Origin of the sequence: Pseudomonas sp. o96-267 (assembly GCF_003935465.1) — a bacterium.
In the GTDB taxonomy this organism is placed as follows: Bacteria; Pseudomonadota; Gammaproteobacteria; order Pseudomonadales; family Pseudomonadaceae; genus Aquipseudomonas; species Aquipseudomonas sediminis.
Genome location: NZ_RHQP01000004.1, coordinates 143,073 through 163,682, shown reverse-complemented (window position 1 = coordinate 163,682; position 20,610 = coordinate 143,073). Strand labels below are relative to the sequence as shown.

The window sequence follows — 20,610 nt, the reverse complement described above, 5'->3', positions numbered from 1 at the left end:
GCGAACATGCATCTCCTGCGTACCCAGCCTGGCACCCAACTGCCGGCCGACAGCATTGCCGACCTTGGCCAGACGCCTGCCGAGCTGGTGATCCTGTGCACGGGTGATTCGCACCTCGCCCTGCTGGCTGAAGCCGCCCGGCAACTGCCGGAGGACTACCCCAGCCTGCGCCTGGCCAGCCCGGCGCAACTGAGCAACAACGCCTCGGTGGACTTCTACGTCGAGCAGGTGCTGCAGCACGCCAAGGTCATCCTGATCTCGGTGCATGGCGGGGTGAGTTACTGGCGCTACGGTGTCGAACGCCTGGTGGAGCTGGGCGCGCGCGGCGCCACGGTGATCATGGTGCCCGGCGACGACAAGCCTGACCCGGAGCTGAGTGCCCTTGGCAACGTTAGCGAAGAAGACAGCCAGCGCCTTTGGCAGTACCTGCGCCAGGGCGGGCTGGATAACGCGCGCCAGCTGTTCCGCTGCATCGGCAGTCGCTGGCTGGGGCGCATCGACACCTGGCAAGAGCCGCAGCCGCTGCCGCGCGTGGGCCTGTATCACCCCAGCGCCAGCCCGGCCCGGCTTGCCGACTGGCAGATTCAGTGGCAGCAAGGCGCACCGGTGGTGGCGCTGCTGTTCTACCGCAACCATGTGCAGTCGGCGAATACCGCCTTCGTCGATACCTTCTGTGAGCACCTTGTCCGCCAGGGCCTCAACCCGCTGCCGATTGCGGTGGCCAGCCTCAAGGAGCCGGCCTGCCTGGATCAGGTGCAGGCCTGGTTGGACGAGACGAGCGCCGCGCTGATCATCAACACCACCGGCTTCGCCTTGTCCAACCCCGAGGCGCCGCAGGCGCGGGTGTTCCGCCGCGACATTCCGGTGCTGCAGGCCATCTGCTCGCTGGACAACCAGGCGCAATGGCAGGCCAGCGCCCAGGGCCTGGGCTCGCGTGATCTGGCCATGCATGTGGTACTGCCCGAGCTGGACGGAAGGCTGATCGGGCCCGCCATCAGCTTCAAGGGCCTGGCCTGGCGCAGCGAGCGCAGCCAGAGCGATGTGGTGTGCTACCAGGCGCACGAGCCGGGTATGGCCTACGTCGCCGAACTGGCGCGTAACTGGTGTCAGTTGGCGATCAAAAGCAACGATCAGAAGCGAATCGGTCTGATTCTGGCCAACTACCCGACCCGCGATGGTCGTATTGGTAATGGCGTGGGCCTGGATACGCCGGCCGCCGCGCTGAATATCCTGCATGCGCTGCAACAGCAGGGCTATCCGGTGGATAACCTGCCGGAGAGCGGTACCGCACTTGTCCACAGCCTGCTCGGTGGCGTCACCAACGATCTCGACGGCCTCGACACACGGCCCTGCGCGCAGAGCCTGGCACTGGATGACTATCTGGCGTTTTTCCACAGCCTGCCGGCGGCCAATCAGCAGGCGGTGCGCGAGCGCTGGGGCGAGCCGCAGGCCGACCCGATGTTCCGCAGTGGGCGCATGATGGTCGCCGGCCTGCGTTTCGGCCTGACCTTCGTCGGCATCCAGCCGGCGCGGGGCTATCAGCTCGACCCGGCGGCGGTCTACCACGACCCCGACCTGGTGCCGCCACACGGCTATATCGCCTTCTACGCCTGGCTGCGTACAGCGTTCGCTGCCGATGCGCTGATCCACGTCGGCAAGCACGGCAACCTGGAATGGTTGCCGGGCAAGAGCGTTGGCCTCTCCGAAGGCTGCTGGCCGCAGGCGCTGATCGGCCCGCTGCCCAACGTCTATCCCTTTATCGTCAACGATCCGGGCGAGGGCGCGCAGGCCAAGCGCCGCACCCAGGCAGTGATCATCGATCACCTGATGCCGCCGCTGACCCGCGCCGAGAGCTATGGCCCGCTGCGCGATCTGGAGCGCCTGGCCGACGAATATTTCGAGGCCAGCCAGCTCGACCAGAGCCGCGCCGTGGAGTTGCGTGGCGAGATTCTGGCCAAGGTGCGCGAGGCCAGCCTCGACCGCGAGCTGGGCCTGCAACTCAATGATGACGATGACAGTTGGTTGCCGCAGCTCGACGCCTACCTGTGCGACCTCAAGGAGTCGCAGATCCGCGATGGCCTGCATGTGTTCGGTGAGTCGCCGGCTGGGCAACTGCGCCGCGACACCCTGCTGGCGCTGCTGCGCATCCCCCGTGGCGATGGACAGGGCGCCAATGCCAGCTTGCTGCGTGCCCTGGCCCGTGGCTTGGAGCTGGGCCTTGATCCGCTGGACTGTGATATGGGCCAGCCCTGGGAGGGGCTGCGTCCACAGGCGTTGCAGGTTGTGGATAACAGTCTTTGGCGTACCATCGGCGATACCCGCGAGCGTCTGGAGCTGCTGGCGCTGAGGCTGATCGAACGGCGCCTGGCGGGCGAGCGTATCGACGCTTTCGGCGCCGAGGTGGCCTTGATCCTCGACGGCCTGGCTGAGCATATCGCACCGCTGCTCGATGCCTGCGGCGCCGCCGAGATGGACGGCCTGCTGGCGGCGCTGGAGGGGCGTTTCGTCCCTGCCGGACCCAGTGGCGCGCCCAGTCGCGGGCGTCTGGATGTGCTGCCCACCGGGCGCAACTTCTTTACCGTCGATGTGCGCCATCTGCCCACACCCACTGCCTGGCGCCTCGGTGTGCAGGCTGCGGATCGCCTGCTGGAGCGCCATCTGCAGGACGAAGGCGACCACCTGCGCCAGCTCGGCCTGTCGGTGTGGGGCACGGCGACCATGCGCACCGGCGGCGACGATATTGCCCAGGCCATGGCACTGCTGGGCGTGCGCCCGGTATGGCAGCCGGGCAGTCAGCGTGTCGAACGCTTCGAGGTCTTATCGCTGGAACAGCTCGGTCGGCCACGGGTGGACGTCACCCTGCGCGTGTCGGGGTTCTTCCGCGATGCCTTCAGCAACCTGATTCGCCTGTTCGACGAGGCCGTGCAGGCGGTGATCGAGCTGGACGAGCCGGAAGACATGAACCCGCTGTCGGCGCGGGTCTGGCGCGAATCCTTGGCGCTCAAGGACGGCGGTCTGGATGAAACCGAAGCGCGCCGCCAAGCCGGTTGGCGAGTGTTCGGCGCCAAACCGGGCGCCTATGGCGCCGGCGTGCAGAACGCCATCGAGGAGCGCCTGTGGCAGAGCCGCGCGGATCTCGCCGAGGTCTACCTCAACTGGGGCGGCTACGCCTACGGCAGCGGCGCTGAGGGTGCGCCGGCGCGGCAGCGCTTCGTCGAGCGCCTGGAGCAGATGCAAGCGGTGCTGCACAACCAGGACAACCGTGAGCACGACATCCTCGATTCCAACGACTATTACCAGTTTCAGGGCGGCATGCTGGCGGCGGTGGAAACCCTGCGCGGGCTCAAGGTGGCCAGCTACTTTGGCGACAACAGCCAGCCGGATACGCCGCGGATTCGCACCTTGAAGGAAGAACTCAATCGCGTGGTACGTGCCCGCGCCGCCAATCCCAAGTGGATCGGAGGCATGAAGCGCCACGGCTATAAGGGCGCCTTCGAGCTTGCCGCGACCATCGACTACCTGTTCGCCTTCGACGCCACCAGCGAGTTGGTGGACGACCACCAGTACGCGCTGCTGACCGATGCCTACCTGCTCGACAGAGATACCCGCGACTTTATCCAGCAGCACAACCCCGGTGCGCTCAACGATATCCTCGAACGCCTGTTGGAAGCCCAGCAGCGCGGCCTGTGGGAGAATCCCGGCGAGTACCGCGAAGCGCTGGAAAATCTGCTGCTCGATAGCGAGGAAAGCTGATGCGAGCGTTTTTTCTCCCCTCTCCCATTTATGGGAGAGGGGCCGGGGGAGAGGGTTCATTCGGCACCGCCGAGCCCGTAGGGTGGGTCAGCCGCCTGCTGCAATGCACAGGTTTCTCTCCGAAGCGGGTGCGGCGTAACCCACCAGTGATGCCACGCGATATATCGCCTGGTGGATTACGCGGCGCGCTACGCTCCTGCGCGTCTGCACGATCAACGTTCTGCGCCGCTAACCCACCCTACGGTTGCGATGCACTCACTGTGGGAGGCGCTTTAGCGGCGACATGCTCGCGGCTAAAGCCCCTCCCACAAACGCCAGGCGCGACCGCTCACCTCCACGGATCACCATCATGACCGAACATCACTTCCCCCTCGCCGCCGTGGTCGGCGCCGATTCGCTGAAGCTGGCTCTGTGCCTGGCCGCCATCGATCCGGCTATCGGCGGGGTACTGATCGAAGGCCCACGCGGCATGGCCAAGTCGACCCTGGCCCGTGGCCTGGCCGACCTGCTGGACGGTGGACGCTTCGTCACCCTGCCGCTGGGGGCGAGTGAGGAGCGCATCGTCGGTACCCTGGATCTGGACGCTGCGCTGGGCGAAGGCCGCGCGCAGTTTTCCCCTGGCCTGCTGGCCCGTGCCGATGGCGGTGTGCTGTATGTCGATGAGGTCAATCTGCTGCCGGATCATCTGGTCGACCTGCTGCTCGATGCCGCCGCCAGCGGGGTCAACCACGTCGAGCGTGACGGCATCTCCCACCGCCATGCCGCGCGCTTCGTACTGATAGGCACCATGAACGTCGAGGAAGGCGAACTGCGTCCGCAACTGCTCGACCGCTTCGGCCTCAACCTGGCGCTCGATGGCCAGCCGCAGCCGGCCGAGCGCGCCGAGATCGTCCGCCGCCGCCTTGCCTTCGCTGCCGGCCCAGAGGCCTTCCTGCAACGTTGGCAGAGCGAGCAGGAAGCTCTCGCCGAACGCTGCCGCAATGCTCGCCAGCGCCTGGCCGATATCCCTCTGGATGACGCCGCCCTGGGCGAGATCAGCCAGCGCTGCTTCGCCGCTGGCGTCGATGGTCTGCGCGCCGACCTGGTCTGGCTGCGTGCCGCCCGTGCTCATGCGGCCTGGCGGGGCGGGTTGGGCATCGAGCCTGTGGATATCGAAGCGGTGGAGGACTTCGTCCTGCGCCATCGCCGTCGCCAGCCACAACCGCCGGCTGCCACGCCGCCCGAGCAGAGCCAGGCGCCGCAGCAGGCATCCGAGCAGAGCCAGGGCGAAGGCCAGTGGGGCGAGCTGCCGGCGCAGCCGCAGGCCATGGGCGAGCGGCGCGTACCGCCGCGCGGGCCAAAAAAGCCCTGAGCATCCGCCCGCGCACAGCCACAGGCGCGGATGCCCGCAACCGGCCCGGACGACTCGGCGGCGGCCGGCGTGGCGCCGCCCGCAGCAGCGCGGACGGGCGAATCGATTGGCCGGCGTCCCTGCGCCAGGGACGACCACAACGTCGCGAGCAGTTGGTGTTGCGCCCGCGCAGCCAGCAGGCCGACGAGCTGTGGCTGGTGCTGGTGGATGCCTCCGCCTCGACCCGTCGCCACGGCGCGCTGAGCCTGGCCAAGGGCGTGCTCGCCGAGCTGTTCGACAGCGCCTATCGCCAGCGCGCGCGCCTGGCCGTTTTGCAAGCCGGTGGCGGCGAAGCGCAATGGCTGTGGCAGGGGCGCAAGGCCAGCGCCGAGCTGTACCGCTGGTTGCAGGAACTCGGCGCTGGTGGCGGCACGCCGCTGCTCGATGCGTTGCAACAGGCTAACGACTGGCTGTTGCGTCGGCAACGAGCGAAACCGAGCGAACGCCAGCGCCTGCTGATCCTCACCGATGGCCGCTTGCGTGATCTGCCTACGCTGACGCCCTTGCCGTGCCCAACCCTGCTGCTCGACACCGAGCGCGCGCCCATCCGTCTGGGTCGCGCGCGTCAATTGGCGCAGGCGCTGCAGGCCGATTACCAACATATCGACGACCTGGCGCCCGGCGTGCCAGGGCGCACCTGGAGAACCTCATGAAAACCCTGCTGCTGGTCGGCATCGGCGCCGGCGACCCGGACTACATCACCTACCAGGCGATCAAGGCACTGCGCCGCAGCGACGTGATCTTCCTGATGGACAAGGGCGCGGCCAAGCACAAGCTCAACGCCCTGCGCCGGGAAATCTGCGCACGCTTTCTAGACGGCCACACCCCGCGTTTCGCCGAAGGCCTGCAACCGGAGCGCGAACGCGAGGCAGCGGACTACCGCGCCAGCGTCGACGAGCTCAACCGTGACAAGCAGGCGGTGTTCGAGCGCCTGATCGACGAGCAGATGGTCGACGGCGAAGTGGCCGCATTCATGGTCTGGGGCGACCCATCGCTGTACGACAGCAGCATCCGCATCATCGAGGCCATCGCCGCGCGGCGTAGCGATTTCGTCTATGACGTGATCCCCGGCATCACCAGCCTGCAGGCGCTGACCGCGCGCCATCGCATCCCGCTCAACAGCATCGGTCGCTCCGTGGAAATCACCACCGGCCGCCTGCTCGCCGAAGGCTGGCCGCACGGCGTGGACAGCGTGGCGGTGATGCTCGACGCCAAGGACACCTACCGCCGCTTCGTCGGCCAGGGCCTGCATATCTACTGGGGCGCCTATGTCGGAACTGCTGATGAAATTCTTATCGCCGGCCCGCTGGATGGGGTTGCCGAACGTATTGCCACGACCCGCGCCGAGGCGCGTGAGCGTAACGGGTGGATCATGGATAGTTATTTGTTGAGGAAGGAGGGGGCGGCGGGGGATTGAGGTTAGAAGCGGTGGACAAGAAGAGCGTTGTCCAGCCTACGCCTGCTCAAGAACAGCCGCTTACATCATGAAGGGGCCGGTGTCCTCTTCGGGACTGAGGCTGTTTTGCGCGCGGCGTATCAAGCGCGGAATCTCATCGGTCAGATAAGCCCAGAATCGCTCCTCGTTTACCGTCTGTTCAACGAGTTGGGCTGGCAGGAAACGCTGCATTTCATTGCGAAAATCCGTCTTTACCTGCGGGTCGTTCACCAATGAGGATGAGCGCTGCATGGCTTTTTCCACAAAGACTTGTGCCACTACCTTGTGGTCGTTGAGCTTGGCTGCAAGTAGGTTCAATGCGGGCTCGATTTTCTGCTGCTTCAACCAGAGTAGATCCCAGAGATCACGGCTCTTGATTCGCCCCTGCCTGAGAGCAAAGGCGAGAATCTTGTCGACATAGATTTCCTCGAGTGCTTCTGCGTTGAGGATCAGGCTCTGGGTGCCCATGTCCACGCCATAGGGGTTGAGAAGCGTTCTGGGCGTGCTCATGTAGCTGGGGATGGCGCAGATATCGATATGAATGCGCTGGGCAGGCAGGTGCCGTGCGTCCGGGCGTGTCTGTACCCTCAGCTTCCAGGTATCGACATTGCCGGACTCTTTGCTCGGTTCGCTGACGTCTACCTGCAGGCTGTATTTCGTCTGCAGCCTTTCTATCAGGATGGCCCTCAACTGAGCGAAATCGTCACGGTTGAAATCGGCGCCGCCAGTGAAGTCCAGATCCTCGCTCAAGCGGTTGGAGCCATAGCAGGCCCGCAAGCAGGTTCCGCCGATAAAGCAGAGCTTCGCGAGCAGACCGGCCTCGCTCAGCACCAGCATGATGTCGTGATGCAGCAGTTCCTTTTCTATCACGACGCGCAGGTTGGTCAGCTCGGCGTGGTTGCCGATGGCCTGGTCTACCAATTGGTCAAACAAACTCATTGGCGATGCTCCAGTCGATCAGGTCGAGATTCCTTTTCGCCACTCGCATATCACGGATGGCCAGTGCGGGCCTGGCTCGCCACATCCGGCACCTGCTGTCGTAATCGAGTTGCCCCGAGAGTGTCTCGGTTTTCTGTGCGGTGTGAACGAATTCGATGGTGCCCCACGAGCCACATTTGATCAGGCTGCTGCGGCCCGATGACATCAGCGTGATCCAGTTCATTGGTATCTGCGAGATGATGCCCGCGTCACTCAGCGCTGTTTCCAGGCTTATGTAGTTGAACTCATGCGCGCGCAGACGTGCGGCAGCATGAAACAGCAACAGGCCGGTTGTCGATTTGGCTGGGCGATAGAAGTAGAGGCCACGGCAGATGCGCTCCAACTTGCCGTCCCGAGCCGCGCGGCTGAGCAATGCGCGGTAGGCCTCAGCGGAAATGTCCGGGACCAGGGCGCGCATATCCGAAGGTGTGAAGAGGTAGCGCTCAGGAGTTGCCAAGCTGCTCAAGCCGTCATAGAGGCGGCGTATAGGCTGGACTGTTTCACGGCCTTGATTCATGAGGTCGTCTCAACGGTAAGTGACGATAAGTGTAACTTAGTGTTGAGTTATCGCAATCATACGAGACGCGATGGGTGTTCAATCCAGTGTGCCGTGGCGCACCGCAAGGCCGTTTTCTGACGCCCATTCTTCCAGAGCTTCTCGGACGGCCTGGTTCTCGTATTCATGCCAGCTATCGAGCAAGTCGTTGGCGAGCAGAAGATCCTTGAAGCGCGAATAGGCGCCTTTGCGCCGGAAGATGTCCAGAATGCGGTCTTCCAAGTGTGGGGCGTTGCGGTAGGTGAAGCGCATGACCAAAGCCCGGCCCAGATCGAGATCATTCTTGCCGGGAACCAGGACGTACCTGGAGCCGTCCTCGATATCGTCTGGCAGCTCATCCAGCTCATCATCGCCGCGAAAGTAGGTCTTGCCGGTTGCAAGGCAGATGAAGGCTTCGGCTTGAAGCCGAGTGGCTGATGATGACCAGAAAAAGGCGTTTTCCAAATCACTGTAGAGGATTGTCGTTGGCATGCTGTTGTGCCTCGAAAGAAATCTGCGGGCAATAGCGTAGCGAAGATCGATCAGTCTATGAACCGAGGCTCGAGGCTTGGTCGGGCAGCATCCAGAGATGGTGGAGCGCTCGGAGGCGGCGTGAAGTTGCACGCGTGTTACCGCATCCTGCTCAACAGCATCGGCCGCGCAGTGGAAATCACCACTGCCCGCCGAAAGCTGGCCACAGGGTGTGGACAGCGTGGCGGTGATGCTTGACGCCAAGGACACCTACCGTCGCTTCGTCGGCCAGGGGCTGCATATCTACTGTGGGGCATACGTCGGTACGGCCGATGAAATCCTCATTGCCGGCTCGCTGGATGAGATGGCCGAACGCATCGTCATGACCCGTGCCGCAGCGCGTGAGCGTAATGGCTGGATCATGGATAGTTATCTGCTGCGCAAGGAAGGTTCAGCGGGGCAGTGAAGCGCTGGGTCTGTAGGCGAGAGGAATCCTGTCCGCCCTGTAGGTTTGTTTCGACGCTTCTTATTCATGGCCGAAATCATCTCGGTTGAGCTTTCAATCAGACTCAAAGGCAAATTTTCCGACTCAAACGCATAAACGAGTAGCGCTGGGCAAGGCGCTTCGCGGGGCGCTTGCAGAGAATCGAGGGCAATCGCTTCACACATAAGAACAAGAGCTTGCCCATGAACATGCACCAGAGCGACGCCGAACCCGTCACCTGCCATATCGGACGCAGTCAGACCCGCGTTGAAGATGCTGCCCTGCTGCGTGGTCTGGGTCGCTATGCCGACGATATGGCGACGCCACCAGGTACGCTGCACGCCGCTATCGTTCGTTCGCCTCATGCCCACGCCCGAGTGCTTTCGGTCGATGCCTCGGCAGCCTTGAGCATGCCCGGTGTGCACGGTGTGCTGACCAGCGAGGACGTCAAGCGTTGGGCCAACCCGTTCCCGGTTGGCGTGCGTGCGCCCATGGAGCATTGGTGTCTGGCCGTGGACAAGGTTCGCTACGTCGGCGAGCCGGTCTGCGTGGTGATCGCTGAAGACCGCTACCTGGCCGAGGACGCGCTGGACGCGGTGCAGGTGGAATACGAGCCGCTGCCGGCGGTCGTCGATCCGGAAGCGGCCACCGCCGAGGACGCGCCGGTGCTGCACGAGGCGGTCGGCAGCAACGTGGTCAACGAGCGGCACTTCCGCTACGGCGAGCCCGAGGAAGCCTTCGCCAAGGCCGCGCGGCGGGTCTCGATCAAGGTTCATTTCCCGCGTAACTCCTGCACGCCAATCGAGTGTTATGTCGTTCTTGGGCAGTACCAGCCAGCGACCGGCACCTATGAAGTGCTCTCCAATTTCCAGGGGCCTTATGCCCTGCACTCGGTGATGGCGCGCGCGCTGAACGTGCCCGGCAATCGCCTGCGTATGCGTACTCCGCCGGACTCGGGCGGCAGTTTCGGCATCAAGCAGGGCGTATTTCCCTACGTCGTGCTCATGGGGCTGGCGGCGCGCAAGGTGGGCGCTCCGGTGAAGTGGGTCGAAGATCGTCTCGAGCATCTGCAGGCCTCCTCCAGCGCCACCAACCGGGTCTGCGAGATCGAGGCAGCGGTAGAGGCTGACGGTCGCGTGCTGGCGCTCAAGTACGATCAGATCGACGACTGCGGTGGTTACCTGCGCGCGCCGGAGCCGGCCACGTTCTATCGCATGCACGGCAACCTGACGGGGGCTTATGCGATTCGCAATCTGCTGGTACGCAATCGCGTGGTGCTGACCAATAAGGTGCCGAGTGGCCTGAACCGCGGCTTCGGCGGCGGCCAGGTGTATTTTTCGCTTGAGCGTGTGATGCACCAGATTGCCGTCGAACTGGAGCTAGACCCGCTCGATGTGATCCGGCGCAATCTGGTGCCGGCGGACGCGTTTCCCTATCGCGCTGCCGCCGGAGCATTGCTCGATTCCGGCGACTATCCGGCAGCAGTCGATCTTGCAGTACGCGATGGTGGGCTGGATGAGCTGTTGCGCCGTCGTGACCAGGCGCGGGCTGAGGGGCGCATCTACGGCATCGGTTATACCGCGGCCGTGGAACCGTCGATCTCCAATATGGGCTATATCACCACGGCGATGACGCCCGAGGAGCGGCGCAAGGCGGGCCCGAAGAACGGCGCGGTGAGCACGGCCACGGTCAGTGTTGGCCCGCTCGGTGATGTCTCCGTACACGTGTCTTCGACGCCACAGGGGCAGGGGCACCAGACCGTTGTCGCGCAGGTCGTCGCTGAGGTGCTGGGTGTGGCGCTCGAGGGGATCAGTGTCAATGTGGAGCTGGACACTGGCAAGGATGCCTGGTCGATCGCTTCTGGCAATTATTCGAGCCGCTTCGCCGGTGCCGTCGCCGGTTCGGTATACAACGCCGCGATGCGTATTCGCGAGCGGATGGCAGGCATCGCCGCATCGATGTGGCAGGTGCAAGCCGAGGATGTGCGTTTCGCTGGTGGCAAGGTATTCGTCGAGGGTGGGCCGAGCCAGGCATTCCATCGTATTGCGGGCGCTACCCACTGGTCTCCCGGCCTGCTGCCCGAGGGTGAGCGTGGTGGCTTGCGCGAGACGGCATTCTGGAGCCCGCCTCAGCTGACTGCGCCGAGTGATGAGGACTGCATCAACAGCTCGTTGTGCTACGGCTTCATCTTCGACATCTGCGCGGTGGAGATCGATCGCATCACCGGTGAGGTCCACATCGACCGCTACGTGACCTGCCACGATGCCGGGCGCATTCTCAATCCGATGCTGGTCGATGGCCAGATCCGTGGCGGCTTCACCCAGGCTCTGGGCGTCGCGCTGATGGAGGAATTCGCCTACGCCAGTGACGGCAGTTTCCTCTCCGGTACCTTCGCCGATTATCTGGTGCCCACGGCTCCCGAAGCGGTGGAGCCCGTGATCCTGCACATGGAGACACCATCCCCCTTCACCCCGCTGGGTGCCAAGGGTGTCGGTGAAGGCAACAACATGAGCACCCCGGTATGCATCGCCAACGCGGTGGCGGATGCGCTCGGCCGTTCCGATATCCGCCTGCCGCTCACGCCGTCACGGGTGCGCAGCATGATCGGCATCGACGAGCCGGCTGCACCCGAGGGAATGACGCTGGATACGCCGAAAGTGGCCGGCGGCTCGACGCTGCAGGCCGAGGATTCGGTGGAAATTCCCGCCTCGCCACAAGAGGTATACGACGCTCTGCTCGACCCGGACACCTTGAAGTCGATCATTCCTGGCTGTCACGCCCTGGAGGTGGAAGGCGAGAACCACTACCGCGCCGACGTTACCGTGGGCGTCGGCATGATCCGCGCGCGCTTTGCCGCGAAGGTCGGGCTGACCGATCTCGATCCGCCGCATTCGCTGAAGCTGTCTGGCTCTGGCAATAGCCCGATGGGCTCGGCCACCGGCAGTGCGAAGGTACGTTTCATCGAACTGGACAACGGCCATACCCGTCTCGAATACGCATACGAGGCGGCGGTCAGTGGCAAGGTCGCCGCGGTCGGTGGGCGCATGTTGCAGAGCGCCTCGAAAGTCATCATCGGGCAAATCTTCACTCGCCTGGCACAGCGCCTGAGCGGAGCGCCGATGCGCCTTGGGCTATGGCAGCGCCTGCTCCAGCTGTTCGGCAACGGAGGTGGGCAATGAAGCCGGCCGCATTCGAATACGTTCGCGCCGCCAGTAAGCGCGAAGCCCTGGAAATCCTTGCCGAGCATGGTGAGCAGGCCCGAATCATCGCCGGCGGCCAGTCGTTGATGGCGGTACTCAACATGCGCCTGGCGCAGCCAAAAGTGCTGGTCGACATCAACCACGCCGGTGACCTGCACCACCTCAACGTCGAGCGCGGCCACCTGTGCGTCGGTGCTGCGGTGCGCCAGGTCGAGCTGATGGACCGCGCCAGCCTGGCCGACGAGGTGCCACTGCTGGCCCGCGCGCTGCCCTGGATCGGCCATTTCCAGACCCGTAACCGTGGCACTGTGTGCGGCTCTGTGGCGCATGCCGACCCCAGCGCTGAGATCCCGCTGTGCCTGGTCACCCTCGGCGGCCTTGTGGTGCTCGAATCGCTCAAGGGCAAGCGCCGCGAAATAGCGGCGGCGGAATTCTTCCAGGGCGTGCTGACCACCGCGCGGCGTGCGGACGAGTTGGTCAGCGAGGTGCGCTTCCCGCTGGCCGATCCGCAAGTGCGCTATCGCTTCCGTGAAGTGGCCATGCGTCATGGCGACTTCGCCCTGGTGGCCCTGGCCGCCTGCATCCGCGAAGACAGCGTCGAGCTTGGCGTCGGGGGTGTTTCCGACCGCCCGGTGCTGCGCCACCTGCCGCGCGGTGCGCAATTGCCCGAGGCACTCAACGCCTTCGCCTGGTCGCTCGGCGCACAGGACGACGTACATGCCAGCGCGGCGTATCGACGTCATCTGGTACGCGAGCTCGGCCGCCAACTCATCGAGGAACAGGACCATGCGCGCGCCAGTTGACCAACGTTTTCCCGTTCGCCTGCAACTCAACGGGCGTATGCGCCAGGGGCATGCCGAGCCGCGCATGCAGCTGTGCGATTTCCTCCGCCACGAGCTCGGCGCCACCGGCGTGCATGTCGGCTGCGAACACGGTGTTTGCGGTGCATGCACGGTGCTGGTCGACGGCGTTGCCTCGCGCTCCTGCCTGATGCTTGCGGTGCAGGCGCACGAACGGAGCATCGACACTGTCGAGTCGCTGGCGCGCGATGAGGTGATGAGCGATCTGCAGCAGGCATTCAGCCGCCACCACGCGCTGCAGTGTGGTTTCTGCACCAGCGGCATCTTGATGTCCTGCGTGGAGTTCCTCGAACGCGTGCCCCAGCCCGATGAGGCTCGAGTACGCGACATGCTGTCCGGCCACCTGTGCCGCTGTACCGGTTACACGGGAATGGTTCAGGCCGTGCTGGAGGTGGCGCTGCAGCGCCAGGCCTTACAACAACAAGAAGCCTTGGAGAACACCCATGTTTGATTTAGGACGCAGCTTTCTTGCCGCAGTCGAGCGCCGCCCGGGTGCGATTGCGATCAGCGACGGCGCGTTGAGAAAAACCTACGAACAATGGTTTGCCGACATTCAGCGTGCCGCCCACGGGCTGCAGCGTCTCGGGCTCGCCAAGGGCGATCGTCTGGTGGCAGTGATGCAGAACAACTGGCAGATGGCGACGTTGCACTGGGCCTGCCAGTTCAGTGGCATCGTCATGACGCCGCTGAACTGGCGTTGCACGGCGGATGATCTGAGCTGGTGTCTGGAGGATGCCGATGCCCGGGCACTGATCCACGACGATTCCTCGGTCGAGGCTGTACGTGGCGCTGGCCAGCTGCGAATTCCCTGCGTCAGCGTTGGCGAACTGGCAGACGAGAGCGCCCTGAGTTTCGAACAGCTATGCGCCGAGGCGCCGGCGCAGACCATTCTGCGCGCCAGCCCGGAAGACTGGTCGCTGATGCTCTATACCTCAGGCACCACCAGCCGGCCCAAGGGCGTACCGCGTCGGCACCGTGTCGAACGTGCGGCAGCCGTGGCGCATGTGGCGCAGAACCTCTACGGCCACGAGGAGTGCACGCTGGGGGTGATGCCGCTGTACCACACCATGGGTGTGCGCTCGCTGTTGTCCATGACGCTGATCGATGGCCACTTCGTCTGCGTACCGAAGTTCGACGTTCAGGCCACGCTCGATGCCATCGAGCGCGAGAAAATCAGCAACCTCTATCTGGTACCGACGCTGTACCACATGCTCATCGAGCACCCGGAGTTCAGCCCTCAACGGGTCGCCAGCGTGCGCAAGATCGGCTTTGCGGGAGCGCCGATGAGCGACGGTCTGATGCGTCGGGTCGAGGCAGCGTTTCAGCCGGAGCTGTTCGTCAATCACTACGGCAGCTCGGAGATTTACACATTCACCATCGACCAGAATGCGGCGCGCAAGCCAGGTTCGTCCGGCCGCTGCGCATTGAATCAGCGGATTCGCGTGGTCGGTCTGGACGCTCGCTCACCAGACGAGGTCGCCAGGCCCAACGAGGAGGGCCAGATCATCGCCGACCTGGCCAGCGACGAGGCCTTTGAGGGGTACTGGAAGCGTCCCGACGCGGATGACAAGTCGCTGCGTGACGGCTGGTACTTCACCGGTGACACCGGATTCTTCGATGAGGAAGGCGACCTGTTCGTCACCGGTCGTGTTGATGACCTGATCATCACCGGTGGCGAGAACGTCAGCCCGGCGGAAATCGAGAACGTCTTGTCGCTGCACCCAGCAGTAGAGGAAGTCGCGGTGGTCGGGTTGCCCGACGAGCAATGGGGCAAGCTGATCGCCGCTTTCATCAAGTTGCGCCACCCGGTCAGCGAAGCAGAACTAGACACCCACTGCGTCACTTCCGGCCTGGCCCGTTTCAAGCGCCCGCGTCGCTACGAATTCATCGAGCAGATTCCAAAATCCCCGGTCGGCAAGATCCTGCGCCGCGTACTGCTCGCCCAGTACGGCGAGCTCAAGGCTGACAGCTGACCCCATTAGACGAGAGGAAAGACCATGAATACCACCGAGATTGAGCAGTTCCTGAACAACCCATTCGACGGCTTCAACGTTGAGGTCGACACCGCTCGTGAACGTGCCGACATCATCCTCGGCCGCCCACCGTACAACGTCATTGCCATGAGCCAGCGCGAAACGCTGCGCCAGGTATTCGAGGCGCTGGATGCGCATCCTGGCGTTCGCGTGATCGTGTTGCGCGCCCAGGGCGAGCATTTCTCCAGTGGCGGCGACATCAAGGGCTTCCTGGAAGCATCGCCGGAGCATGTTTCCAAGCTGGCCTGGAACGTCGCCGCGCCAGAACGCTGCAGCAAGCCGGTGATCGTTGCCAACCGTGGCTACACCTTTGGCGTGGGCTTCGAGTTGTCGCTGGCCTGCGACTTCCGCATCGCTTCGGAAACCGCGCGCTACGCGCTACCGGAACAGAATCTCGGGCAGATCCCGGGCTCCGGCGGTTCGGCGCGTCTGCAGAAGATGATCGGCATCACCCGCACCAAGCACATGGTCATGCGTGCCAAACGTGTCAGCGGTCAGCAGGCCTATGACTGGGGCTTCGTCACCGAATGCGTACCGGACACCGAGCTGGAAAGCACGGTCGACGCGCTGGTCGACGAGCTGCGCCGCTTCTCACCGCTGGCCCAGCGCACCGCGAAGAAGCTGATCAACGACAACGAGGACGCACCGCTGAAGGTGGCCATCGAGATGGAGGGCCACTGCTACAGCCGCCTGCGCAGCTCGCATGACTTCAAGGAAGGCGTCGAGGCGTTCCACAGCAAGCGCCCGGCGGTATTCCGCGGCGAGTAACCTTCCCGTCGGGGCTTGCCTGCGGCAGGCCTCGGCAGACAATGGCTGTACCGCATTACAACAACAATCGCGGAGAACGGGTCATGATTGGCAAACAAGCAAACACTGATACTGCACCAACTTCCGGCGCCTCATCGGGCTACTCAATCCGAGAGGCAATCAACCTCAAGTCGGTCAGCGCCGGGGTAGTAGCCGCGCTGTTCGGCTGTTCCGGGCCGGCGCTGATCGTCATCAGCGCCGCCGAAGCCGGCCAATTGAGCAATGGCCAGACGGTTGCCTGGCTATTCGCCATCTACGTGCTCGGCGGACTGATCAGCATCGGCATGGCGCTGCGCTACCGCCAGCCGATCTGCGGCGCTTATTCGATTCCTGGCGCGGCGATCATGATCGCGGCACTTGCCGGTCTGGATTTTCGCCAGGCGGTCGGCGCTTTCATCATGAGCGGCGCGCTGGTCTTGCTGCTCGGCTTGAGCGGGGTGATCGGCAAGTTGATGCGCTGGCTGCCGATGCCCATCGTCATGGCGATGATCGCCGGGGCGATGATCCGCTTCGGCGTCGGTGCGGTAGAAGCGGTCGGCAGCGTTCCGCTAATGGCCGGTCTGGCGGCGCTGACCTACTTCCTGGTCATGCGCTTCTTCAAGGCGGTGCCGCCGGTGCTGGCTGCCGGGCTGGTGGGCTTCGCCGCGGCCCTGGCTCTGGGCCTGCTGAAACCGGCGGATGTGGACATCGCCTTCGTAATGCCGGCTTTCACCGCGCCCATGTTCACCCTGGAGACCTTCTTTGCCATATCGGTGCCGCTGGCGGCGCTGGTAATCGGTGCCGAGAATGCCCAGGCCACCGGTGTACTGATGGTCGAGGGCTACAAGCCTCCGGTCAATGCGATGACCGTGGTGAGCGGCGTGGGCGGCATGCTGGCCGGGCTGTTGGGCGGACACAACGCCAATATCGCCGGGCCGATGACGGCGATCTGCGGTTCCGAGCAGGCCGGCGACGATCCGCGTCAACGCTACGGGGCGACCCTGGTCAATGGCGTGCTGTTCGCCCTGTTTGGCGTATTCGCCGGTATCGCCGTGCCGTTCATCCTCACCTTGCCGCGTGAGTTGATCCTGGTGGTCGCCGGCCTGGCGATGATCGGCGTGTTGCTCAGCTCGTTGCAGCAGGCCTTCCACAAAGATACCGGTTGCCAGATCGGTGCATTTGTCGCCCTAGTGGTGGCCATGAGCAAGTTCAGCCTGTTCGGTATCAGCGCGCCGTTCTGGGCGCTGGTGATCGGCGTGGCGGTGTCCTGGGTGCTCGGCGAGTTGCACCGTGAGCAGGCCGCCTAAAGTCGCGCTGCCGTCGTCGAGTAACGACACACCGCGCACGTCTTAAAGTATGTTCGATATCGAGCTCGGCGTGGTCAAATGTTGGCGCGAAACGCCGGAATACCTGCCCGCCCTCGACGAAGTCGAGGCGAGCACCTGTGAGCGCTGATGAACATGAGCGCCGTGGTCATTCGTTAGGCGTTGGGTGCTTCAGCGATCCAGCGTTGCCCGGAACTCATCGATCAGCTCCAGCACGCGAGCGCGGGCCTGGTTCTGCGGAAAGTGCCGGCAGTGTTCAAGCAGCAGCGTGCGGCATGGGCCACTTACCATGGACGCGAGGTTTTGCAACTGGGCCGGGGTGGCGAATTCGTCGTTATCACCCTGGATGGCGAGTACGGGCACTTGAATGAGAGGCAGGGCCGTGTGGAGATTCCAGGTGGCGAAGTCCGGGTTGAGCCAGGTGTCGCTCCAGCCGTGGAAGGCGCCCTCGAGGTTGCTGCCGTGGTAGGCACGCAGACGTTCGTGCAGGTCGCCGCGGGTGTATGCCTGGACCGTGCGGCGCACGCCAGCGACGCTGGCAGGCTCGACGTCTACATGCGGTGCCAGTACCACGACGCCCTTCACCCGTGGGTCCTGGCGAGCCGCGTAGGCGAGGGCGATGGAGGCTCCGTCGCTGTGACCGACCAGAATCACCTGATCGAGTGCCAGGCCATCAAGCACATGTTCGAGTTCCTGCGGCCCGTCCTGGCTCAGGTAGTCGAGTGGACGCGGCAGCCTCACCGGGCTCGAGCGACCATAGCCCTGCCGGCTGTAGACCAGTACTGGCGCGGCACAGGCATCGGCCAGTTGCGCTGGAAAGTCTTTCCACAGGTCAAGACTGCCAAGCCCCTCATGCAGCAACACGAGCACAGGTCCCTGATCTGCTGGCCGCAGAAGCTGGTATTCAAGACGGGATATGCGGGTCTGGAGAAACTGCCGATGCGTCATTACGTGGAAGCCTGTCTGACTGAAGAGGCGAAGGTTAACCGATTTTCACGCTGGGTCCGGCGAGGGAGCGTTGAACATGCGCCAGCTTGACCTTCACGTGATGGATAGCGCCTTGCAGTGGGCGCGCGATGGGCATCCGCTCTGGTTGTGTACTGTGCTTTCCACCTATGGTTCGGCGCCACGGGCGCCCGGTGCGATGTTGGTGGCACGCGCGGACGGCCAGTTCGTCGGCTCGCTGTCCGGTGGTTGCGTTGAGGAGGCTTTTCTCGAAGCGCTGGCACGCGGTGAGCTGCAGGCGCCGGCACAGATCGTTCGCTATGGCGAGAGCGACGACGAGCGTCAGCGCTTACGACTGCCGTGCGGCGGCATCCTTCAGGTTCTGGTCGAACATCGGCTGCCTGACGAGCACTGGCTTAATCATCTGCAGGATGTCAGTGCTGCTCTGCTTGGCCAGCGTCGGCTGGTTCGCGAGCTCGATCTCACGAGCGGTAAATTCTCACTGGCGCTCGATCTGGGGGGTGAAGCTACTCAGGTGCACGCGGAACAAGTGCGTGTCCGTGTCGGCCCAGCACTGCGCCTGGTGCTGGCCGGTCTGTCGCCCGTGGCCGAGTACTGTGCCAGCTTCGCTCGCGCCATTGGCTGCGAGGTGATCGCCTGTGACCCACGGGAGGAGATGAGCGGGCATGCTCCCCAGGGCGCCCGGTTCTACCCGCGGACGCCATCAGAATTCATTGCCGCCGGGAATTGCCATGAAGCCACCGCGGTGGTCGCCCTCACTCATGACCCGCGTATCGATGACCTGGCCCTGATGGAGGCGGTACGCACGCCAGCGTTCTATATCGGAGCCATGGGCTCGCGGCAGACGTCCGCCCGTCGTGCTGAACGCCTGGCTCGGGTGGGTGGCTTGAACGAGGAGCAGATTGCGCGTATCCATATGCCTATAGGTCTCGACCTTGGCAGCAAGACTCCGGCCGAGATCGCGCTCTCGGTGATTGCCGATGTCTTGCGGGTATACCATGGCAAGGCGCGCGATGAACTCTGAAGCAATTGATCCTTGTCGATCCGTGAGTGCTGCAGCCGGTATCCAGACGGATAACCACCGCATCGCTAATGTGAGTTACTGTGAGTCACCCAGCACGCCGTCGATCCATCGAGTCGGAAGGAGTTAGCAATGTCTGTCGCACAGCGGGTCTTTCACGGCAAATTCGGTCGGGTCGCTCTGCTTGACATGGATCGCCCTCTGGTCACTCACTCACATCATGAGTGCCATGTACTGATAAAGGCATCCGGCGCGGATACCTTCTTCAACGTCAATGGCCGTCAGGTGCCTTTGACCGATCGCTGCGCGGTGCTGGTCAATGCCTGGCAACCTCATTATTACGACTTTCAATCGGGCGCTGAGCAGACACAGATCCTCGCGCTCTATATTGAACCTGCCTGGCTGGCCGAGGCGCAGCAATCCTTGGCATTGAGCGCGCACCCGGGCTTTTTCGTGCAGCCATGCATCGAGCTGAGTAGCAAGAACCGGGCAATGGCTGATCAGTTGATCGCAGAGGCCTGCAGTGTCGGGCTGGTGCCGCGTGAACGCATCGAGTTCTTGCTGTTCGATTTCCTTATCGGACTGATCGAGGATTACTCGCAATGGCGGCAGCTACGCCGTCTTGGCGCCCAGGTGTTCCAGGGTTTTCGCGATACGCGTATTCGCCGCGCCTGTGACTATCTGCAAAGTCATCTCGATGATCCCGATTGCATTGGCAACGCGGCACAGACTGCGGGGTTGTCCCGTGCGCACTTCTTCACGCTGTTTCGCAAGGATACCGGCATGACGCCCGCTCTGATGCTCAACGATGCGCGTATGCGCCGCGCTTTCCTCTGGTTGGAGCGCGAGCGAAGCGGCACCCTTGGCCAGCTCGCCGAGAGCCTTGGTTTTTCCGAGCAGGGTCACTTCACGCGGTTCTTCAGGCAGCATATCGGCGCATCCCCAAGCCAGTATCGGCGGGTAGTCGATAGCTACAATCCGAGTCTCAGGGAGTGAGGACGATGCAGTGATGAGCTCATTTTTCAGCGGCAGATGCAGGTATCTGTCCTGGCCGTCGATTGAGGGCACGACACGCTGCGCATAGTGATTTTTGTGGAAGCGCAGAAAGTGAGAACGAAAACCGGGTAATTGGGATCAATACTTTCCAGCCCGTGATCGCGGCTTTCGTCTACATAAACGACATATTTGCTGAACTGCTTCTCCGGCAATTCTCGTTCGGCCGGCACACTTGGCGTATCTACTGAACCGGGGAATAGCGGCAACTGCCCTGGCAGTGGAGAGATTGATACCTGATCGTTTTTATCCGTCATCCTTGGCCTGCTTATACGATGGTTAACTCGATAGTAGCAGTCGTGTAACGGATGACTTTGTCT

At 63.5% G+C, this 20,610-nt stretch carries 17 protein-coding genes and 1 pseudogene; 13 read left to right on the top strand and 5 right to left on the bottom strand.

Features of this window, described 5'->3' with window-relative positions; genetic code table 11:
• Positions 1-6: 6 nt before the first annotated feature.
• The 4 genes from cobN to cobF all read left to right on the top strand — a co-directional run bounded on the left by cobN (position 7) and on the right by cobF (position 6,560).
• Entirely contained in the window at positions 7-3,753 is a 3,747-nt protein-coding gene (gene cobN / locus EGJ86_RS04195; RefSeq protein WP_125834181.1) for a cobaltochelatase subunit CobN, read from the top strand.
• 349 nt (positions 3,754-4,102) lie between these two features.
• Positions 4,103-5,104 carry an ATP-binding protein gene (locus tag EGJ86_RS04190; protein WP_125834180.1) on the top strand — a complete coding sequence of 334 codons (1,002 nt, stop codon included), beginning with the start codon at positions 4,103-4,105 and terminating at the stop codon, positions 5,102-5,104.
• Entirely contained in the window at positions 5,029-5,796 is a 768-nt protein-coding gene (locus tag EGJ86_RS04185; protein ID WP_125834179.1) for a VWA domain-containing protein, read from the top strand. The genes EGJ86_RS04190 and EGJ86_RS04185 overlap by 76 nt, the downstream gene beginning before the upstream one ends.
• A complete protein-coding gene (gene cobF, locus EGJ86_RS04180; RefSeq protein WP_125834178.1) occupies positions 5,793-6,560 on the top strand; it encodes a precorrin-6A synthase (deacetylating) in 768 nt (255 codons plus the stop codon). The genes EGJ86_RS04185 and cobF overlap by 4 nt, the downstream gene beginning before the upstream one ends.
• 60 nt (positions 6,561-6,620) lie before the next feature.
• Here the strand turns inward: cobF and EGJ86_RS04175 are convergent, their stop codons facing one another.
• The 3 genes from EGJ86_RS04175 to EGJ86_RS04165 form a co-directional block, all read right to left on the bottom strand.
• Complete coding sequence (locus EGJ86_RS04175) at positions 6,621-7,517, bottom strand: nucleotidyl transferase AbiEii/AbiGii toxin family protein (protein ID WP_125834177.1); 897 nt, start codon at positions 7,515-7,517, stop codon at positions 6,621-6,623.
• A complete protein-coding gene (gene abiEi, locus EGJ86_RS04170) occupies positions 7,504-8,073 on the bottom strand; it encodes a type IV toxin-antitoxin system AbiEi family antitoxin (RefSeq protein ID WP_125834176.1) in 570 nt (189 codons plus the stop codon). Before abiEi ends, EGJ86_RS04175 begins: the two co-directional genes overlap by 14 nt.
• A 78-nt stretch (positions 8,074-8,151) precedes the next feature.
• Positions 8,152-8,583, bottom strand: a complete 432-nt coding sequence (locus EGJ86_RS04165; protein ID WP_125834175.1) for a UPF0158 family protein — start codon at positions 8,581-8,583, stop codon at positions 8,152-8,154.
• Positions 8,584-8,709: 126 nt separating this feature from the next.
• Here EGJ86_RS04165 and EGJ86_RS04160 point away from each other — a divergent pair.
• From EGJ86_RS04160 to EGJ86_RS04130, 7 genes and pseudogenes are all read left to right on the top strand, one after another.
• A pseudogene (locus EGJ86_RS04160) lies at positions 8,710-9,028 on the top strand (precorrin-6A synthase (deacetylating)); the annotation flags it as partial.
• A 221-nt stretch (positions 9,029-9,249) separates the two neighbouring features.
• Positions 9,250-12,225: a molybdopterin cofactor-binding domain-containing protein gene (locus EGJ86_RS04155; protein WP_125834174.1), complete on the top strand. Its 2,976-nt coding sequence runs from the start codon at positions 9,250-9,252 to the stop codon at positions 12,223-12,225.
• On the top strand, positions 12,222-13,049 hold the full coding sequence (locus EGJ86_RS04150; protein ID WP_125834173.1) for a xanthine dehydrogenase family protein subunit M: 828 nt from the start codon (positions 12,222-12,224) through the stop codon (positions 13,047-13,049). The genes EGJ86_RS04155 and EGJ86_RS04150 overlap by 4 nt, the downstream gene beginning before the upstream one ends.
• Positions 13,033-13,557 (top strand): (2Fe-2S)-binding protein, encoded by a 525-nt coding sequence (locus tag EGJ86_RS04145; protein WP_125834172.1) that lies wholly within the window; start codon positions 13,033-13,035, stop codon positions 13,555-13,557. The genes EGJ86_RS04150 and EGJ86_RS04145 overlap by 17 nt, the downstream gene beginning before the upstream one ends.
• Entirely contained in the window at positions 13,550-15,079 is a 1,530-nt protein-coding gene (locus EGJ86_RS04140; RefSeq protein WP_125834171.1) for an AMP-binding protein, read from the top strand. The genes EGJ86_RS04145 and EGJ86_RS04140 overlap by 8 nt, the downstream gene beginning before the upstream one ends.
• A 24-nt stretch (positions 15,080-15,103) precedes the next feature.
• A complete protein-coding gene (locus tag EGJ86_RS04135) occupies positions 15,104-15,907 on the top strand; it encodes an enoyl-CoA hydratase/isomerase family protein (protein WP_125834170.1) in 804 nt (267 codons plus the stop codon).
• Positions 15,908-15,990: 83 nt separating this feature from the next.
• Positions 15,991-17,232, top strand: coding sequence for a benzoate/H(+) symporter BenE family transporter (locus tag EGJ86_RS04130; RefSeq protein WP_125834169.1), 1,242 nt, complete (start codon positions 15,991-15,993; stop codon positions 17,230-17,232).
• Positions 17,233-17,421: 189 nt separating this feature from the next.
• On the opposite strand, the gene EGJ86_RS04120 is transcribed toward EGJ86_RS04130, so the two are convergent.
• Complete coding sequence (locus EGJ86_RS04120; RefSeq protein WP_125834168.1) at positions 17,422-18,198, bottom strand: alpha/beta fold hydrolase; 777 nt, start codon at positions 18,196-18,198, stop codon at positions 17,422-17,424.
• Positions 18,199-18,274: 76 nt separating this feature from the next.
• Here EGJ86_RS04120 and EGJ86_RS04115 point away from each other — a divergent pair, with 76 nt between their 5' ends.
• Both EGJ86_RS04115 and EGJ86_RS04110 read left to right on the top strand, forming a co-directional pair.
• Positions 18,275-19,240, top strand: coding sequence for an XdhC family protein (locus EGJ86_RS04115; protein WP_125834167.1), 966 nt, complete (start codon positions 18,275-18,277; stop codon positions 19,238-19,240).
• A 129-nt stretch (positions 19,241-19,369) separates the two neighbouring features.
• Positions 19,370-20,233: an AraC family transcriptional regulator gene (locus EGJ86_RS04110; RefSeq protein ID WP_125834166.1), complete on the top strand. Its 864-nt coding sequence runs from the start codon at positions 19,370-19,372 to the stop codon at positions 20,231-20,233.
• 26 nt (positions 20,234-20,259) lie between these two features.
• Here the strand turns inward: EGJ86_RS04110 and EGJ86_RS25065 are convergent, their stop codons facing one another.
• A complete protein-coding gene (locus EGJ86_RS25065) occupies positions 20,260-20,547 on the bottom strand; it encodes a DUF3800 domain-containing protein (protein ID WP_177432763.1) in 288 nt (95 codons plus the stop codon).
• Positions 20,548-20,610: the final 63 nt, after the last annotated feature.

What these genes read in the sequence shown, in the direction of transcription:
- cobN (WP_125834181.1), top strand. Translation starts at nt 7, where the DNA reads ATGCATCTCCTGCGTACCCAGCCTGGCACCCAACTGCCGGCCGACAGC.
- EGJ86_RS04190 (WP_125834180.1), top strand. Translation starts at nt 4,103, where the DNA reads ATGACCGAACATCACTTCCCCCTCGCCGCCGTGGTCGGCGCCGATTCG.
- cobF (WP_125834178.1), top strand. Translation starts at nt 5,793, where the DNA reads ATGAAAACCCTGCTGCTGGTCGGCATCGGCGCCGGCGACCCGGACTAC.
- EGJ86_RS04175 (WP_125834177.1), bottom strand. Translation starts at nt 7,517, where the DNA reads ATGAGTTTGTTTGACCAATTGGTAGACCAGGCCATCGGCAACCACGCC.
- abiEi (WP_125834176.1), bottom strand. Translation starts at nt 8,073, where the DNA reads ATGAATCAAGGCCGTGAAACAGTCCAGCCTATACGCCGCCTCTATGAC.
- EGJ86_RS04165 (WP_125834175.1), bottom strand. Translation starts at nt 8,583, where the DNA reads ATGCCAACGACAATCCTCTACAGTGATTTGGAAAACGCCTTTTTCTGG.
- EGJ86_RS04155 (WP_125834174.1), top strand. Translation starts at nt 9,250, where the DNA reads ATGAACATGCACCAGAGCGACGCCGAACCCGTCACCTGCCATATCGGA.
- EGJ86_RS04150 (WP_125834173.1), top strand. Translation starts at nt 12,222, where the DNA reads ATGAAGCCGGCCGCATTCGAATACGTTCGCGCCGCCAGTAAGCGCGAA.
- EGJ86_RS04145 (WP_125834172.1), top strand. Translation starts at nt 13,033, where the DNA reads ATGCGCGCGCCAGTTGACCAACGTTTTCCCGTTCGCCTGCAACTCAAC.
- EGJ86_RS04140 (WP_125834171.1), top strand. Translation starts at nt 13,550, where the DNA reads ATGTTTGATTTAGGACGCAGCTTTCTTGCCGCAGTCGAGCGCCGCCCG.
- EGJ86_RS04135 (WP_125834170.1), top strand. Translation starts at nt 15,104, where the DNA reads ATGAATACCACCGAGATTGAGCAGTTCCTGAACAACCCATTCGACGGC.
- EGJ86_RS04130 (WP_125834169.1), top strand. Translation starts at nt 15,991, where the DNA reads ATGATTGGCAAACAAGCAAACACTGATACTGCACCAACTTCCGGCGCC.
- EGJ86_RS04120 (WP_125834168.1), bottom strand. Translation starts at nt 18,198, where the DNA reads ATGACGCATCGGCAGTTTCTCCAGACCCGCATATCCCGTCTTGAATAC.
- EGJ86_RS04115 (WP_125834167.1), top strand. Translation starts at nt 18,275, where the DNA reads ATGCGCCAGCTTGACCTTCACGTGATGGATAGCGCCTTGCAGTGGGCG.
- EGJ86_RS04110 (WP_125834166.1), top strand. Translation starts at nt 19,370, where the DNA reads ATGTCTGTCGCACAGCGGGTCTTTCACGGCAAATTCGGTCGGGTCGCT.
- EGJ86_RS25065 (WP_177432763.1), bottom strand. Translation starts at nt 20,547, where the DNA reads ATGACGGATAAAAACGATCAGGTATCAATCTCTCCACTGCCAGGGCAG.